Below are 16,630 nucleotides of genomic sequence, written 5' to 3'. Positions count from 1 at the left end.
GGGCCCCGGGCCCCCGGGCCCCTAGCCCGCGCCGCCGCCGCCCCCCGCGCGGCCCCGGGCCCCGCACCCCGGCTCGCGCGGCGGCTGTCCGGGTGCGGGTCGGCAGTTCGAACTGCCGACCCGAACCCGAACTGCCGCGCTGGATAGGCGGCTCCCACCGGGGACGTGTCCGGAACGCGCCGGATAGGCTCGGGACGTGCCCGAACCTGCGCTGCCCGCCCGTGCCGAAGACCCCGCCGTCGACCCCGACGAGCTGACCCCCGTCGCCCAGGACTACCTCAAGGCGGTCTGGTCGGCCCAGGAGTGGTCCGACGAGAAGGTGACGACCGGGCTGCTGGCGGACCGGCTGGGCGTGGGGCCGTCGACGGTCTCGGAGACGGTGCGCCGCCTCACGACGCAGGGCCTGCTGGGTCACGAGCCGTACGGCGGCGTGTGGCTGACCGAGCTGGGCCGCCGCTACGCGCTGGTGATGGTGCGGCGCCACCGGCTGCTGGAGACGTGGTTGGTGCGCGACCTCGGGTACGGCTGGGACGAGGTGCACGACGAGGCCGAGGTGCTGGAGCACGCGGTGTCCGAGCGGCTGGTCGAGCGCATCGCGACGCGCCTCGGCCACCCGGAGCGGGACCCGCACGGCGACCCGATCCCGTTCGCCGACGGCCGCGTGGTGCGCCCGGACGCCGTGCCGCTGGTCGACCTCGCGGCGGGCGCCGGGGGAGTCGTGGCGCGCATCTCGGACGCCGACCCGGAGGCGCTGCGCTACCTGGCGGACCTGGGCATCGACCTGGACCTGCCGGTGCGGCTGACGTCGCGGCGCGAGTTCGCGGGCACGGTCGGCGTCGCGTGGGAGGCCGACGGCCGCGAGGTGTCCGTGGACCTCGGCCTGCTGGCGGCCTCGCGCATCTGGGTCGTGCCCGCGTAGGCTGACCCGGTTCCCCGACGACGTGCTCACGGCTCATCCGTGTCACGTCGTCGAATCGTTTCGAGCCGCGACGTGTCCCGGCTCGGGCCCGACCGCCGAGAGCGAGTGCACCGTGACCCAGACGACCGTTCCCCGGGAGGCGACCTCCCGCGGACCCCGCCCGGAGCACGTCGGGGCGGCGCTGTTCGCGCTCGCCGTCGGCGGGTTCACCATCGGCACCACCGAGTTCGCCACGATGGGCCTGCTGCCCCAGATCGGGGCGGACCTGGGGGTCAGCGACCCGGTAGTGGGCCACGCCATCACCGCGTACGCGGTCGGCGTGGTGGTCGGGGCTCCGCTGCTGACCGTCGCGGCCGCGCGGATGTCCCGCAAGCGCCTGCTGCTGTGCCTCATGGGCTTCTACACCGTGGCCAACGTCGTCTCGGCGGCGGCACCGGGCATCGAGTCCCTCGTCGTGGGCCGGTTCCTCGCCGGGCTGCCGCACGGCGCCTTCTTCGGCGTCGGTGCGGCCGTCGGCGCCGCGGTGGCCGGGCCCGGGCGGCGCGGGCACGCGGTGGCGATGATGATGACCGGCCTGACGGTCGCGAACGTCGTGGGCGTGCCCCTGTCCACCGCCGTCGGCCAGAGCCTGGGGTGGCGCGCCGCGTTCGTCGTCATCGGGGCCCTCGGGGCCGTGACGCTGCTGGGCATCTGGCGCTTCGTCCCCGAGCGCGGGCCGGTCGACTCCAGCGTCCGCCAGGAGCTCGCGACGCTGCGCAACGGGCCGCTGTGGATCTCGTTCGCCGCCGGCGCGATCGGCTTCGGCGGGCTGTTCGCCGTCTACACCTACGTGGCGCCCACGGTCACCCGCGTGGCCGGCCTGTCCGAGAGCGCCGTCCCGTGGGTGCTCGCGGTGTTCGGCGTCGGCATGACGGTGGGCACCCTGCTCGGCGGCCGCCTCGTGGACCGGAACGTGCTGCGCACCGTGGTGGGCGGGTTCGTCGCCACCGCCGTCTCCCTCGTCGTGTTCGCCCTGACCGCGACGTCCCCGGTGGCCGCCGTGGCGGGCCTGTTCCTGCTGGCCGTCGCGTCGCAGGTGCTGGGCCTCGCGATGCAGACGCGGCTCATGGACCTCTCGCCCCGGGCCCAGTCGCTCGGCGCCGCGCTGTGCCACTCCGCGCTGAACATCGGCAACGCGAGCGGCGCGTTCTTCGGCGGCCTCGTCATCGCCGCCGGGTACGGGTACCTCGCGCCCGCCTGGGTCGGACTCGCACTCACGGTCATCGGCCTGGCGATGGTGCTCGCGTTCGGCCGTCAGCGGGTCGCGCACGCGGGCTGACCTGCGCCGCGGACCGTGCCCGGCACCCTGCCCGGCACCCTGCCCGGCACCGTGCCCGACGTCGGTCCGCCGCCCCCAGGATCGTGCGGTACGGTCGCGCTCGTGAGCCCGAGCGTGCGCGACGAGACCCACGACACCCCTGACGGCGACGCGGCCGAGGTCGCGCCCGCGGCCGGCCCCCGCGGCCTGTCGTCCCGTGCCTACGGCACGCTGCTGACGGTGCTGGGCGCGATCGGATTCGGCGCCGCGTCGTGGCTCGCCATCGAGGAGTACCTCAAGCTGCTGGACCCGAACCGGGTCACGACCTGCAGCTTCAACGTCTTCCTCGACTGCGGCGTCGCGATGATGTCCTGGCAGGGCACGTTGCTCGGCTTCCCGAACCCCTACCTGGGCGTCGCGGCCTTCCCCGTGGTGGTCACGACCGGCGTCGTGCTCCTGGCGGGCGCGCGGCTGCCGCGGTGGTACCACCTGGCGCTGCTCGCCGTGACCGCGGTGGCGCAGCTGCTCATCTTCTTCCTCATGTGGACGAGCTTCTACGCCCTCGTCCGCCTGTGCCCCGCCTGCATGGTCGTGTGGACCATCCTCTGGCCGCTGCTGTGGTTCCAGGTGGTGCACGCGGTCCAGGAGCGGCACCTGCCCGTGAGCGACGGCCTGCGCCGCGCCGTCGTGCGCAACCGGGGCCTGGTGCTGATCATCGGCTACGTCGTGGCGGTGGGCTGGCTGCTCGCGGCCGTCGGCGGCCCGCTCGTCGAGTCGTTCGGGGTGTGAAATACCGGCCGGGGGCGACAGCCCCGGCCGGTAGACTCGCCGGGTGAGCACGCCCGACACCGCACCCGCCCGAACCGAGGCTCCGACCGAGCCCACCTTCCGCTACACGCCCGCCCTCGCCCAGCAGATCGAGGAGCGCTGGCAGGACCTGTGGGAGGAGCGCGGCACCTTCTGGGCGGCGAACCCGACCGGCGCGCTCACGGACGGCGACGGCGAGCACGGCTCCGGCAAGCCGTTCTTCATCATGGACATGTTCCCGTACCCCTCCGGGGCGGGGCTGCACGTGGGCCACCCGCTGGGCTTCATCGCGACGGACGTCGTGGGCCGGTTCCGCATGATGAGCGGCGACAACGTGCTGCACGCGCTGGGCTACGACGCGTTCGGCCTGCCCGCCGAGCAGTACGCGGTGCAGACGGGCCAGCACCCGCGGGTCACCACCGAGCAGAACATCGTCACGATGAAGCGCCAGATGCGCCGCCTGGGCGTCGCGCACGACGAGCGCCGCACGTTCGCCACCATCGACCCGGACTACGTGCGCTGGACGCAGTGGATCTTCCTGCAGATCTTCGACTCCTGGTACGACACCGAGGCGGACGGCGGCACGGGCCGCGCCCGCCGCATCGCCGAGCTGGAGGCGGAGTACGCCTCGGGCTCCCGCGCGCTGGAGGACGGCCGCGCCTGGTCCGCGCTGACCGACCTGGAGCGCCGCGACGTGCTGGACGCCCAGCGCCTGGCGTACGTCGACGAGTCCGTCGTGAACTGGTGCCCGGGCCTGGGCACCGTGCTGGCCAACGAGGAGGTCACGGCGGACGGCCGCTCCGAGCGTGGCAACTTCCCCGTCTTCCAGCGCGAGCTGCGCCAGTGGAAGATGCGGATCACGGCGTACGCCGACCGCCTGACCGACGACCTGGCCCTGATCGACTGGCCCGAGAAGGTCAAGTCGATGCAGCGCAACTGGATCGGCCGCTCCACCGGCGCCAACGTCCGGTTCGACGTCGTCGGCACCGCCGACCACGACGCGGTCGGCGCGGGCGCGCAGGTCGAGGTCTTCACCACCCGCCCCGACACGCTGTTCGGCGCGACCTTCATGGTCGTGGCGCCCGAGCACCCGCTGCTGGACGAGGTGCCCGCGGCCTGGCCCGACGGCACGCGCGGCGCGTGGACCGGCGGGCACGCCACTCCCATCGAGGCCGTGGCCGCGTACCGCCGCGAGGCGGCGTCGAAGACCGCCGTCGAGCGGCAGGCCGACGCCGGCAAGAAGACCGGCGTCTTCACCGGCCACCTGGCCGTGAACCCCGTCAACGGGGCCACCGTGCCGGTGTTCACCGCCGACTACGTGCTGATGGGCTACGGCACCGGCGCCATCATGGCGGTGCCCGGCGGCGACCAGCGCGACTTCGACTTCGCCGAGGCGTTCGAGCTGCCCGTGATCCGCACCGTGGAGCCCGCCGGCGGGCTGCCGGCGGACTTCGCCGGCGCGTACACCGGCGACGGCGTGACGGTGAACTCCGCCAACGACGAGATCAGCCTGGACGGGCTGGGCGTGGCCGAGGCCAAGGAGAAGGTCGTCGCGTGGCTGCAGGCCCGCGGCGCCGGCGAGGGCACCACCACCTACCGCCTGCGCGACTGGCTGTTCAGCCGTCAGCGCTACTGGGGCGAGCCGTTCCCCATCCTGTGGGACTCCGAGGACCGCCCGGTCGCGATCCCGAGCCACCTGCTGCCCGTCGACCTGCCCGAGGTGCCGGACTTCGCGCCGCGCACGTTCGACCCGCAGGACGCCGACTCCAACCCCGAGGCGCCGCTGGGCCGCAACGAGGAGTGGGTGCACGTCACCCTGGACCTGGGCGACGGGCCGAAGACCTACCGCCGCGACACCAACACGATGCCGAACTGGGCCGGGTCGTGCTGGTACTACCTGCGCTACCTGGACCCGACGGACTCCACCGACGGGCCGTCGGAGGGCACGGCCGTGGTCGACCCCGCGCTGGAGTCCTACTGGATGGGCCCGCGCCACAACGCGACCTCCGGCCCGGCCGGCGGCGTCGACCTGTACGTCGGCGGCGTCGAGCACGCCGTGCTGCACCTGCTGTACGCGCGGTTCTGGCACAAGGTGCTGCTGGACCTGGGCTACGTCTCCTCGGTGGAGCCCTTCGGCAAGCTGTTCAACCAGGGCTACATCCAGGCGTACGCCTTCACCGACTCCCGCGGGTTCTACGTGCCCGCCGGCGAGGTCGAGGGCGACGAGCAGACCGGCTTCACGTACCAGGGCGAGGCCGTCACCCGTGAGTACGGGAAGATGGGCAAGTCCCTGAAGAACGTCGTCACGCCGGACGAGATGTACGAGCAGTACGGCGCCGACACATTCCGCGTCTACGAGATGTCGATGGGCCCGCTGGACCTGTCGCGGCCGTGGGAGACGCGCGCCGTCGTCGGGTCGCAGCGCTTCCTGCAGCGCCTGTGGCGCAACGTCGTGGACGAGGAGACGGGCGCGCTGGTCGTCACCGACGACGAGCCGGACACCGCCACGCTGCGGGCGATGCACCGTGCGATCGCGGACGTGCGCGTCGAGATGGAGCACATGCGTCCCAACACGGCGATCGCGAAGCTCATCACGTACAACAACCACCTGACGTCCCTGGACCGCGTGCCCCGCGCGGCCGTCGAGCCCCTGGTGCTGATGGTCGCGCCGATCGCCCCGCACATCGCGGAGGAGCTGTGGGGCCGGCTCGGCCACGAGAGCTCGCTGGCCCGCCGGCCGTTCCCGGCCGCCGACGAGCAGTACCTGGTCGAGGACACGGTGACCTGCGTCGTGCAGGTCAAGGGCAAGGTGCGCGGTCGCCTCGAGGTGCCGCCGTCCATCTCGGACGCCGACCTGGAGGCCGCCGCCCTCGCCGAGCCGAACGTGGTCCGCGCGATCGACGGTGCCCCCGTGCGCAAGGTGATCGTGCGCGCGCCGAAGCTCGTCAACATCGTCGTCTGAGCTTGTCGACGCCGCGCACGGGATCCCGGCAGGCGGGCTCTCGCCTCGAGGGCGCCCTGGCACGCAGCCAGGGCGCCTTCGGCACGCCCGCGCTCGCCCTGCTGCACCGCAAGGAGGGGCCGCTGGTCGTCGCGCTCCTCTCCCTGATCTTCACGCCCGGGCGGGCCACGGTCCCCACCGAGCAGATGCACGTGGAGGTCGAGGACCTGCTCACCGAGGCGAGGTCGGCCGGCCACGACGTGCCCGACGACGCCGCGCGGGCGCTGTGCTCGCGGTGGGTCGCCGGCCGGTGGCTGGTCCGCGCGCTCGACGACGACGGTGTCGAGCAGTACCAGGTGAGCTCGCACGCGGCCGAGGCGCTGGCGTTCGTCGACCGCACCCAGGGCGCGCGCGCCCTGGTCAGCGAGTCGCGCATCCGCACGCTGCTGGTCGCCCTCGACGGCCTCGCGCGCGACGCCCGCCCCGACCGCGAGTCGCAGCAGCGCGCGCTGCGCGAGCAGGCGGCCCGCGCGCGCGACGAGATCGCGGCCGCGGAGGCCGAGCTCGCCCGCCTCGAGGCGGGCGGCGAGGTCGTGCAGGCGCCGACCGAGCGCCTCGTCGAGCAGTTCGACAACGTGGCCGCCCTCGTGCGCGAGCTGCCGGCCGACTTCGCGCGCGTCGCCGAGTCGATCGCCGAGCTGCAGCGCAGCATCGTCACGAGCCTGCGCCAGGACGAGCGGCCCACGGGCGAGGTGCTGGGCGCCTATCTCGAGGCGTCCGACTCGCTCATGCAGCGCACGCCCGAGGGGCGGGCGTTCTCCGGCGCGATGGAGCTGTTGCGCGACCCGCTGCTGCTGGGCCAGGTGGACGAGCGGGTCCGGGCGGTGCTGGCGCACCCGTTCGCGGCCGGCCTGCCCGCGGACCGGCGCGAGGCCGTGCGGGCGCTGTACTCCCAGCTCCTGGCCGCCGTCGACGGCGTCCTCGACGCCCAGGCGCGCGCGTCGCGGACCATCACGCAGCAGCTCACCGTGCACAACCCGCTGCGCGACCGCGAGCTCGACGCCGCCCTGCGGGAGGCGACCGCCGCGATGGCGGAGTGGTTCCCCGGGTCCGGCCGCGCCGCGCGGGTCGAGCCGCTGCGGTGGCTGGAGCGGGCGCGCCTCGGGCGGTTCCGCGCCCAGCTCCACGACCTGCGCCCCGAGACCCTCCCGGACGCCCTGGCCGACCTCGACGACCCCGCTCACGACGCGGGCGGCGAGCCCGGCCAGGTCCTGGGCGGCCTGCGGGGCATGGGCGGACCCCGCTACGAGGAGACCGTCGCGCACGCCGCGCGCGTCCTGCGCGAGCGGGGCGGCGCGACCGCCGACGAGGTGTTCGCGGCGGCGCCCGCCGAGCTGCGCCGCCCCGTCGAGCTGCTGGGCTACCTGGAGCTCGCCGCCCCCGGCGCGCTCGACGACGCGCTCGGCGACGGCAGCGGGATCGGCGACGTGCCCGCCGCCCGCCTGAGCCGCGTCACGACCGTGCGCGCGGACGGCAGCACCCGCGAGCTGGTGGTGCCGCGCGTGCCGATCGAGGTGCCGGGCACCGACGACATGGAGGACGACGCATGACCGACACGGCGCTCGAGACGCACGACGAGGCGGGCACCTTCGTCGAGGCCCCCGCGATGGCGGACGACGACGCGGCGCTGTTCGCGGGCGACACGGGCGTGCTGCCGTACGAGGCGCGCCGTGCGCTGGCGCTGGTGCTGCAGCGCCGCTACCTGTCGGCGGCCGCGCACCCAGTTGAGTGGAAGGCGCTGCTGGCGCACCAGAACGCCCTCGCGTCGCGCTGCCACGACCTCTTCGTGGAGCTCGTCGTGGACCGCGACTACGAGATCGCCTACAAGCGGCAGGTGCGCGAGGCGGGCCTCAGCATCCCCGTGCTGCTCAAGGACGAGCCGTACAAGCGGGTCGAGACGCTGCTCATGCTGTTCGCGCGCAACCGCTTCCGTCAGGAGCAGGGCGCGGGGGAGCGGGCCGCGCACGTCGACGCCGAGGAGCTGGTGGACTACGCGCTCGGCTTCCTCGCCGCGGACGAGACCAACCTGGCCGCGCGGCGGCGCGAGATCGACAACGCGGTCGCGACGCTCGTGCGCGAGCACGTGCTCGACGAGGTCGCCGAGGGGCGCTACCGGGTGCAGCCCGTCGTGGAGATCCTGCTGCCGGTGGAGCGGCTGCGCGAGCTGACGGCGTGGCTGCGCGACCCCGCGGCGGCGGACCTGAGCAGGACCGAGGCCGGGGACGACGAGACCGACGCGGTCGACGAGGACGAGGAGGCCCGCGCGTGACGATCACGAGCGACCCCGCGGAGCAGACCGCTGCCCCGCGCATGCAGCAGTCGCTGTTCGGGCTGATCCCGACGGCGTCGGACGGGCGGCAGTGGACGGCCCGCTCCATGCAGCTGGTGAGCTGGGGCGGCTACCACGGCTTCCACGAGGTGCGGTTCGCGGGCACGACGACGCTGCTCACGGGCGCGTCCGGGTCCGGCAAGTCGACGCTGCTCGACGCGTACATCGCGCTGATGATGAGCCACACGACGCCGTTCAACGGCGCGTCGAACACGGCGACCAGCGGCCGGGCGCGCGGGCTGGAGCAGCGCAACGTCGTCTCCTACGCCCGCGGCAAGCTCGACGAGGAGCGCAGCGCCGGGTCGGCGCGCGCCAAGGACCGCGTGCTGCGCGGCGAGACGTCGGACACCTGGTCCGCGATCGCGATGACCTGGTCCTCGCAGTCGGGCGAGCGGTTCACGGCCCTGCGCGCCTGGTACGTGCCCCGCGGGGCGCAGCGCGCCGACGAGACGGTCGCGGTGCGCGCCGTCGTCGACGCGGACTTCAGCCTGCGCGCGCTCGAGCCGCTCGTCGCGCAGCGGTTCGCCAAGCCCGGGCTCACGGCGGCGGGGCTGGCGACGTTCGACACCGACAAGGCGTTCGCCACGCGCCTGCACGCCGCGCTCGGCATCGGCGCCGCCGGCGACGGCGAGAAGGCGATGCAGCTGCTCGGCCGGATCCAGGCGGGCCAGCAGATCACCACGGTCGACTCGCTCTACAAGGCCATGGTGCTCGAGGAGCCGGAGACGATCCGCGTGGCCGAGCGCGCCGTCGAGCACTTCGACGAGCTCAGCGAGGTGCGCGCCGAGATGACGACGGCGCAGCGCCAGGTGGACGTGCTGCGCCCCATGCTCGAGCACCGGGCCGCGATCGACGAGGCCGCCGCGGCGGCTCGCCTGGTGGAGGCGCTCGGCCCCGACGGCGGTCCCGACGGGGCGGTCACGCCCTTCACCGCCTGGCGGGACCGCACCCAGCTCGACCTCCTGCGGGCGGCCGAGTCGGAGAACCGGGCCCAGCACAAGGCGGCCGCCGAGCGGGTCGCCGTCGCCGACGAGAGGCTCGGCGCGGCCGACGCCGAGCTGGAGCAGGTGCGCGCGGACCAGCGACGCAACGGCGGCGACGCCATCGAGGCGGCGGAGCGCGACGTGCGGACCGCCGAGCAGCGGCTCGCCGAGGTGCGCCGCGCCCGCGCCGAGCTCGAGGGCCACCTGGCGCCGCTGGAGCGGGAGGTGGGCACGCGCCGCGAGCTCGACGCGCTGCACGCCGACGCCCGCCGCTACCTCGAGGCGCGCGACGGGCACACCGACGCGCTGTCCGAGGCCGTCGTCGAGGCGTCCGCGCGCGAGAAGGACGCGATGCGCGCGCTGGCCGACCTCGAGCGCGAGGAGGCCTCCCTCAAGGCGCGCCGGGGCAACGTGCCCCGCGAGCTGCACGAGGCGCGCGAGGCACTGGCCCGCGCCGCCGGGCTGCGCGCCGAGGACGTGCCGTTCGTCGGCGAGCTGCTCGAGGTCCGGGGCGAGTACGAGCCGTGGCGCGACGCGATCGGCCTCGCCCTCGGCGGGTTCGCCGTGACGATCCTCGTCGACGACGCGCGCCTCGACGCGTTCCGCGCGGCGATCGACGCCGTGCGCTCGCCGGTCCGCGTCCGCTTCGAGGGCGTACCGACCGGGCTGCCCCTGCACGAGGAGGCGGACCGCGCCCTGCTGCCCGGGCGCCTCGAGGTGAAGGCGGGGCCGTTCGGCGGCTGGCTCGCCGGCCGGCTCGCCGAGCGCTTCGCGCACGTCTGCGTGGACGACCCGACCGAGCTGCACCGCCACGACCTGGCGCTCACCCGCTCCGGGCAGACGTCCGAGGGGCGCCGCGGCGCGCACGGCGGCCAGGGGCGGTCGTCCGCGCTGGGCTTCAGCAACCACCGGCGGCTGGAGCAGCTCGCCGAGCAGATCGGCGCGGCGCACGCCGAGCTGCGGCAGGCCGCCGAGTCCCTCGCGGGCGCCCGGCTGCGGCAGAAGGGCGAGGCCGACCACTTCGTCGCGTACAGCCAGGCCCTGCGCGCCGCGTGGGACGACGTCGACGGGCGCGGCGCCGAGGACCGGCTCGCCGAGCGGCGCGACCGGCTCGAGACGCTGGTCGCGGGGTCGGACGTGCTGCGCGCGCTCAAGGCGGACGAGGACGCCCTGCGGGCGCGGGTGACCGAGCTGCACCGCGAGCGCGCCGCGGCCCAGCACCGCGTCACCGAGCTGGGCTCCGCGTGGGAGCAGATCAGCGACCAGGTGGACCAGGTGGCGGACGCCGTCGAGCGCGCCGACGCCGACGAGGTCGAGCCCACCGCGGAACAGGAGCGGCGCCTCGCCGACCTCATGACCCAGGTCGGCTGGTCGGGCGTCGCGGGCGGCCCGGGCGGCGGGCTCGCCGACCTCACCACCGCGGTGGCCGCCGTCGTGCGCGAGCTGCGCCACGAGCAGGAGACGGCCGCCGACGCCGAGCGGGCGGCCCGAGCCGCCCTGCAGGCACTCTTCGAGCGGTTCAACGACACCTGGCCGGACCCGAACCGCACCGCCGACCCGGACGCGGCCTATGCGGACTTCCAGCGCATCTTCGAGGAGCTGGAGTACCAGCAGCTCTACCGGCTGCGCGACCGCTGGTCGGCGCACCTGCGCCAGATGTCCGGCGACCAGCTCACCCGGCTCAACAACGGCATCGCGCAGGCGGTGGCGGAGATCCGCGACCGGATGGAGCCCGTCAACGCCATCCTCGCGACGCTGCCGTTCCGCGACGACGAGCACCGGCTGCGGATCACGGCCACTCCCGTCGAGGGCAACGACGTGGCGTCGTTCCGCCGCCTGCTGCGCGAGCTGGCCACCGCCCCGGCGGGCGACGTGCCGCTCGCCGAGCACGAGCGCCGCTACGCGCGGATGACGCGGCTGATCGACCGCATCCGCCCGGACAGCCCCGAGCGGCGCCGCCTGGTGGACGTGCGCGACCACGTGCGCATCAGCGCCGAGTGCGTGGACCTCGAGGGGAACCACGTGAGCGTCTACGACCACATCGCCGGGAAGTCCGGCGGCGAGTCGCAGGAGCTCGTGGCGTTCATCGTCGGGGCCGCGCTGCGCTACCAGCTCGGCGACGCCGGGGCCGAGCGGCCCCGGTACGCGCCGGTCTTCCTCGACGAGGCGTTCATCAAGGCCGACGCCCGGTTCGCCGGCCGCGCCGTGGGCGCCTGGCGCGGGCTGGGCTTCCAGCTCGTCGTGGGCGCGCCGCTGGACAAGGTGAGCGCGCTGGAGCCCCACGCCGACGTCGTGCTGCAGGCGATCAAGGACGCGACCGGCCGCTCGCGGCTGGTAACCCTCGTGGGGGAGTGAGGCCCCGTCCCCGCGGGCGCAGCCGTCAGGGCGTGGTGGGTGCGGTCGCGAGGGGGATGAGGATCTCGCGCAGGAGGCGCTCCACGTACGCCGGGGTCACCTCGACGCCCTCGACCACCTTGCGGTAGGAGATGAGCGCCGGCACCACCGTGCTCACGAGGTCGAGGTCGCGGTCGGCGGGGACCTCGCCGCGGTCGCGCGCACGTTCGAGGAGCGTGCGCATCTGCCGGATCTTGGGCCGCACGAAGCTCGCGTGGAACTGGCGCGCGAGCTCGGGGTCGTGGCGGACCTCCGCCATCAGGCCGGGGATGAGGCGGTCCGTGGCGGCCGACTTGCGCGCGCGCCGCAGCTCCTCCAGCGCCAGCAGGTCGCCCTCGAGCGAGCCGGTGTCCGGGATGTCGGCGGGGTCCAGGTCGTGGCCCAGCCCGCAGGTGACGGCGTCGACGGCGAGGTCCGACTTCGTCGTCCAGCGCCGGTAGAGCGTGGCCTTGCTGGCGCCCGCGCGCCCGGCGACGGCACCCATCGTCATCCCGCCGTAGCCGACCTCGGCGAGGAGCTCGCGGGCGGCGTCGAGGATCGCGACGTCACGGGAGGCGTCGCGCGGGCGCCCGCCGCGCACGGCGGGGGCGGGGGGCGCGTCGTCGACGACGTCGTCGGCGGCCTTCATGGTGGTCCTTCCGTCCGTTCCTCGGGTGCCACGGCCGATCACCGCGGGCGACGTGTTCGCCGTCGGTGAACCCGAGGTTAATTCCGGTACTCACCGGTTTCGAAACCGGTGGGTACCGCTTAGTGTCGATCCTACCCGCGCCGGCCCGTCCGGCGCCCCGGTCCCCTCCGCCTCCTCGGGAGCACCCTCCATGACCACTCCTCCGGCGCCCTCGCGCGCCACGGACCCCCGCCGCTGGCTGGTCCTGGCGACGGTCGCCATCGCCCAGCTCATGGTCGTGCTCGACGCGACCATCGTGAACATCGCCATGCCCTCCGCCCAGGCCGAGCTCGGCTTCAGCGACAACGACCGCCAGTGGGTCGTCACCGCCTACGCGCTCGCCTTCGGCAGCCTGCTGCTGCTGGGCGGCCGGCTGTCCGACCTCCTCGGTCGACGGCGCACCTTCCTCGTCGGTCTCGTCGGGTTCGCCGTCGCGTCCGCGCTCGGCGGCGCGGCGCAGAGCTTCGAGATGCTCGTCGCGGCCCGCGCGCTGCAGGGCGTCTTCGCGGCCGTCCTGGCACCCGCCGCGCTGTCCGTGCTGACCACGACCTTCACCGAGCCCGCCGAGCGCGGCCGCGCCTTCGGCGTCTTCGGCGCGATCGCCGGGGTGGGCGGGGCCGTGGGCCTGCTGCTCGGCGGCTTCCTCACCCAGAACTTCGACTGGCGCTGGAACCTCTACGTCAACCTCGTCTTCGCGGCGATCGCCGTCGTCGCCGGGCTCCTGCTCCTGCCCCGCGGCGAGCAGGGGCGCCGGCAGCGGCTCGACGTGCCCGGCGTCGCCCTGGGCTCCGGCGGGCTGTTCCTGCTGGTGTACGGCTTCTCGCAGGCGGAGCCCCAGGGCTGGGGGTCGGCCTGGACGTGGGGCTCGCTCGTGGCCTCGGTGGTCCTGCTCGTGGCCTTCGTGGGCTGGCAGCGCCGCGCCGCGCAGCCGCTGCTGCCGCTCTCGATCGTGCGCGACCGGGACCGGGCGGGCTCGTACGTCGCGATCTTCGTGGCGGGCGTCGGGATGTTCGGCGTCTCCCTCTTCCTCACCTACTACCTCCAGGCGACGATGGGCTACGACCCGATGCGCACCGGCGTCGCGTTCCTGCCGATGGTGCTGGCCCTCGTCGCGACGGCCCAGGTGTCCAACAACCTCACGCTGCCGCGCCTCGGCGCGAAGGTCCTGGTCCCGGTCGGGCTCGCGGTCTGCGTGGTGGCGATGCTCTGGTTCGCGCGGCTCGACGTCGACAGCACCTACGCCACCGGGGTCCTGCCCGCGCTCGTGCTCCTCGGGATCGGCATGGGCAGCGTGATGCCGCCGTCGATCCAGACGGCGACCGTCGGCGTCCAGGGCCCCTACGCGGGCGTGGCGTCCGCGATGGTCTCGACCTCCCAGCAGGTGGGCGGCGCGGTCGGCACCGCCGTGCTGAACACGCTCGCGGCGACCGCCGCGACCACCTACGTCGCCGACCACCTCCCGGCCACGCCCGGCGTCCTCGCGCAGGCGGCCGTGCAGAGCTACGACCTCGCGTTCACCTGGTCGGCGGGCATCTTCCTGGTGGGCGCGCTGCTCACCGTGGCCCTCTTCCGCACGCGCGCCGCGCGCGAGCGGCGCACGACGACGGCGGTCGGGGTCCCGGCCGGCGCCCTCGCCGGGCTGCGGCCCGTCGAGGCCTGACCCGCGGTCGTCCCCCGACGTCCCCCGACGGCCCCCGACAGCCGCCGGCCGGCGCCCGCACCCCGGGCCGCCGGCCGGCGGCGTGTGTAGGGTCGGGACGTGACCGAGACCACGCCTCTGATCACCACGCCGGAGCACTCCGTGGAGGGGTTCGTGCGCGAGTACCTGCGCGAGCTGAACTACTCCCAGGGCACGATCCTGGAGCGGGCCACCACCAACGACGAGTACCTGGCGCTCGCGCGCACGGTGCGGCACTACCTGATGTCCCGGTGGATGCAGACCACGGTGAGCCAGTACCGCACGCAGGCCAAGGCGGTGGCGTACCTGTCGGCGGAGTACCTGCTGGGCCGCCAGCTCGACAACGCGCTCATCGCGACCGGGCTCGAGGAGATCGCGGGCGAGGCGCTGGCCAGCCTGGGGATCGACCTCGACGAGCTGCGCGCGGTGGAGGTCGAGCCGGGCCTCGGCAACGGCGGTCTGGGGCGGCTCGCCGCCTGCTTCGTCGACTCGCTGGCGACGATGAGCGTGCCGGCGATCGGGTACGGCATCCGGTACGAGTACGGCATCTTCCGGCAGAGGTTCGAGGACGGGCGGCAGGTCGAGGAGCCCGACACCTGGCTCGACAACGGGGCGCCGTGGGAGTTCGCCCACCCGGAGCACGAGGTGACCGTCGGGTTCGGCGGGCACACGGAGAAGTACACCGACGACGACGGCCGCGAGCGCTCGCGCTGGGTGCCCGGCTGGCAGGTGCTCGGCGTCCCGTACAACTACATGGTGCCGGGCTACCGCAACGGCCGGGTCAACACGCTGCGGCTGTGGAGCGCGCGGGCCACGCACGCCTTCGACCTCAAGATCTTCAACTACGGCGACTACGCCGAGGCGGTGCGGTCCCAGACGTTCGCCGAGAACATCTCCAAGGTCCTGTACCCGGAGGACTCCACGCCGCAGGGCAAGGAGCTGCGGCTGCAGCAGCAGTACTTCTTCGTGGCGTGCTCGATCCGCGACTTCCTGGACCAGCTGCTGCCGCCGGGGTTCGACCTGCACGACCTGCCCGACCGCATCGTCTTCCAGCTCAACGACACCCACCCGGTCATCGCGATCCCCGAGCTCATGCGCATCCTCGTGGACGAGCGCGGCTTCGAGTGGGACGACGCCTGGCAGGTCACCCAGCGCTGCTTCGCGTACACGTGCCACACGCTGCTGCCGGAGGCGCTGGAGGTCTGGCCCGTCGAGCTGGTCGGGCGCCTCCTGCCGCGCCACCTGGAGATCATCTACCGCATCAACGACGAGTTCCTGGCGCAGGTGCGCGAGCGCTCGGGCGGGGACGAGCTGCTGGTGCGGCGCATGTCGATCATCGCGGAGCACCCCGAGCGGTCGGTCCGGATGGCCTACCTCGCGACCGTGGGCGGCTCGAAGGTCAACGGCGTGGCCGAGCTGCACTCGCAGCTGCTGCGCGACAAGGTGCTCGCCGACTTCGCCGCCTTCTGGCCGGAGAAGTTCACGAACGTCACCAACGGCGTCACGCCGCGACGCTTCGTCAAGCTCGCCAACCCGGGGCTGTCGGGGCTGATCACGGAGGCGATCGGGGACGGGTGGGTCACCGACCTCGACCGGCTGCGGGAGCTCGAGCCGCTCGCGGACGACGCCGAGTTCCGGCGCCGGTTCCGCGAGGTCAAGGCCGCGAACAAGGACCGCCTGGTGTCGCTGCTCGCCGCCCGCGACGGCATCGCCGTCGACCCGGCGACGATGCTCGACGTCATGGTCAAGCGCCTGCACGAGTACAAGCGACAGCTCCTCAAGCTGCTGCACGTCGTGACGCTGTACGACCGCATGACCTCCGGCGAGCTGGCGATCGGCGACGTCACGCCGCGCACCGTCGTCTTCGGGGCGAAGGCGGCGCCGGGCTACGTGATGGCCAAGGAGATCATCGCGCTGATCAACCACGTGGGGGCGGTGGTCGAGGCCCACCCCGACGTCTCGCGGGTGCTGCACGTGGCGTTCCCGGCGAACTACAACGTCACCGTCGCCGAGACCTTGATCCCGGCCGCGGACCTGTCGGAGCAGATCTCGCTGGCCGGGAAGGAGGCGTCCGGCACCGGCAACATGAAGTTCGCGCTCAACGGCGCGCTGACCATCGGCACCGACGACGGCGCGAACGTCGAGATCCGCCGGCTCGTCGGCGACGAGAACTTCTTCCTCTTCGGGCTCACGGAGCCGGAGGCGAGCGCCATCGCCGAGGCGGGCTACCGCCCGGCGGCGTACTACGAGGAGAACCCGTCGCTGCGCCGGGCGCTGGACCTGGTGGCGCGCGGGACGTTCTCCGGCGGCGACGCCTCCGTCTTCGAGCCGATCGTGTCCAACCTGCTCACCGAGGACCGGTTCATGGTGCTCGCGGACTATCAGGCCTACCTCGACGCGCAGGAGCGGGTGGAGCGGGCGTACGCCGACCCGGACGCGTGGAGCCGGTCGGCCGTGCTCAACGTGGCGCGCTCGGGCTTCTTCTCCTCCGACCGCTCGATGCGGGACTACCTCGACCGCATCTGGCACGCGGCGCCGCTCACGACCGCCTGACG

10 protein-coding genes are annotated in these 16,630 nt (G+C 74.1%); 9 read left to right on the top strand and 1 reads right to left on the bottom strand.

The features are described from left to right. The first annotated feature begins 196 nt into the window (after positions 1-196). The 7 genes from ACFU9A_RS15515 (at position 197) to ACFU9A_RS15485 (ending at position 11,691) form a co-directional block, all read left to right on the top strand. Positions 197-919 carry a metal-dependent transcriptional regulator gene (locus ACFU9A_RS15515; RefSeq protein ID WP_430576174.1) on the top strand — a complete coding sequence of 241 codons (723 nt, stop codon included), beginning with the start codon at positions 197-199 and terminating at the stop codon, positions 917-919. A gap of 112 nt (positions 920-1,031) precedes the next feature. Then, entirely contained in the window at positions 1,032-2,237 is a 1,206-nt protein-coding gene (locus tag ACFU9A_RS15510; protein WP_430576173.1) for an MFS transporter, read from the top strand. Between the two features lie 102 nt (positions 2,238-2,339). Beyond that, entirely contained in the window at positions 2,340-3,005 is a 666-nt protein-coding gene (locus tag ACFU9A_RS15505; RefSeq protein WP_430576172.1) for a vitamin K epoxide reductase family protein, read from the top strand. Positions 3,006-3,048: 43 nt separating this feature from the next. Further along, a complete protein-coding gene (leuS, locus tag ACFU9A_RS15500; protein WP_430576171.1) occupies positions 3,049-5,985 on the top strand; it encodes a leucine--tRNA ligase in 2,937 nt (978 codons plus the stop codon). 2 nt (positions 5,986-5,987) lie between these two features. Then, entirely contained in the window at positions 5,988-7,574 is a 1,587-nt protein-coding gene (locus ACFU9A_RS15495) for a DUF3375 domain-containing protein (RefSeq protein WP_430576170.1), read from the top strand. Next, positions 7,571-8,293 (top strand): DUF4194 domain-containing protein, encoded by a 723-nt coding sequence (locus tag ACFU9A_RS15490; protein ID WP_430576169.1) that lies wholly within the window; start codon positions 7,571-7,573, stop codon positions 8,291-8,293. The genes ACFU9A_RS15495 and ACFU9A_RS15490 overlap by 4 nt, the downstream gene beginning before the upstream one ends. After that, positions 8,290-11,691 (top strand): ATP-binding protein, encoded by a 3,402-nt coding sequence (locus tag ACFU9A_RS15485; RefSeq protein ID WP_430576168.1) that lies wholly within the window; start codon positions 8,290-8,292, stop codon positions 11,689-11,691. The genes ACFU9A_RS15490 and ACFU9A_RS15485 overlap by 4 nt, the downstream gene beginning before the upstream one ends. Positions 11,692-11,716: 25 nt before the next feature. On the opposite strand, the gene ACFU9A_RS15480 is transcribed toward ACFU9A_RS15485, so the two are convergent. Further along, on the bottom strand, positions 11,717-12,358 hold the full coding sequence (locus ACFU9A_RS15480; protein ID WP_430576167.1) for a TetR/AcrR family transcriptional regulator: 642 nt from the start codon (positions 12,356-12,358) through the stop codon (positions 11,717-11,719). Positions 12,359-12,548: 190 nt separating this feature from the next. On the opposite strand from ACFU9A_RS15480, the gene ACFU9A_RS15475 reads away from it, so the two are divergent. Next, entirely contained in the window at positions 12,549-14,057 is a 1,509-nt protein-coding gene (locus ACFU9A_RS15475) for an MFS transporter (RefSeq protein ID WP_430576166.1), read from the top strand. 99 nt (positions 14,058-14,156) lie between these two features. Further along, a complete protein-coding gene (locus tag ACFU9A_RS15470) occupies positions 14,157-16,628 on the top strand; it encodes a glycogen/starch/alpha-glucan phosphorylase (RefSeq protein WP_430576165.1) in 2,472 nt (823 codons plus the stop codon). The last annotated feature ends 2 nt before the right edge of the window (positions 16,629-16,630 follow it).

The sequence above is a fragment of the Isoptericola sp. NPDC057653 genome, assembly GCF_042799955.1.
Classification (GTDB): Bacteria; Actinomycetota; Actinomycetes; order Actinomycetales; family Cellulomonadaceae; genus Isoptericola.
This window is presented reverse-complemented; position numbering and strand designations above follow the sequence as displayed.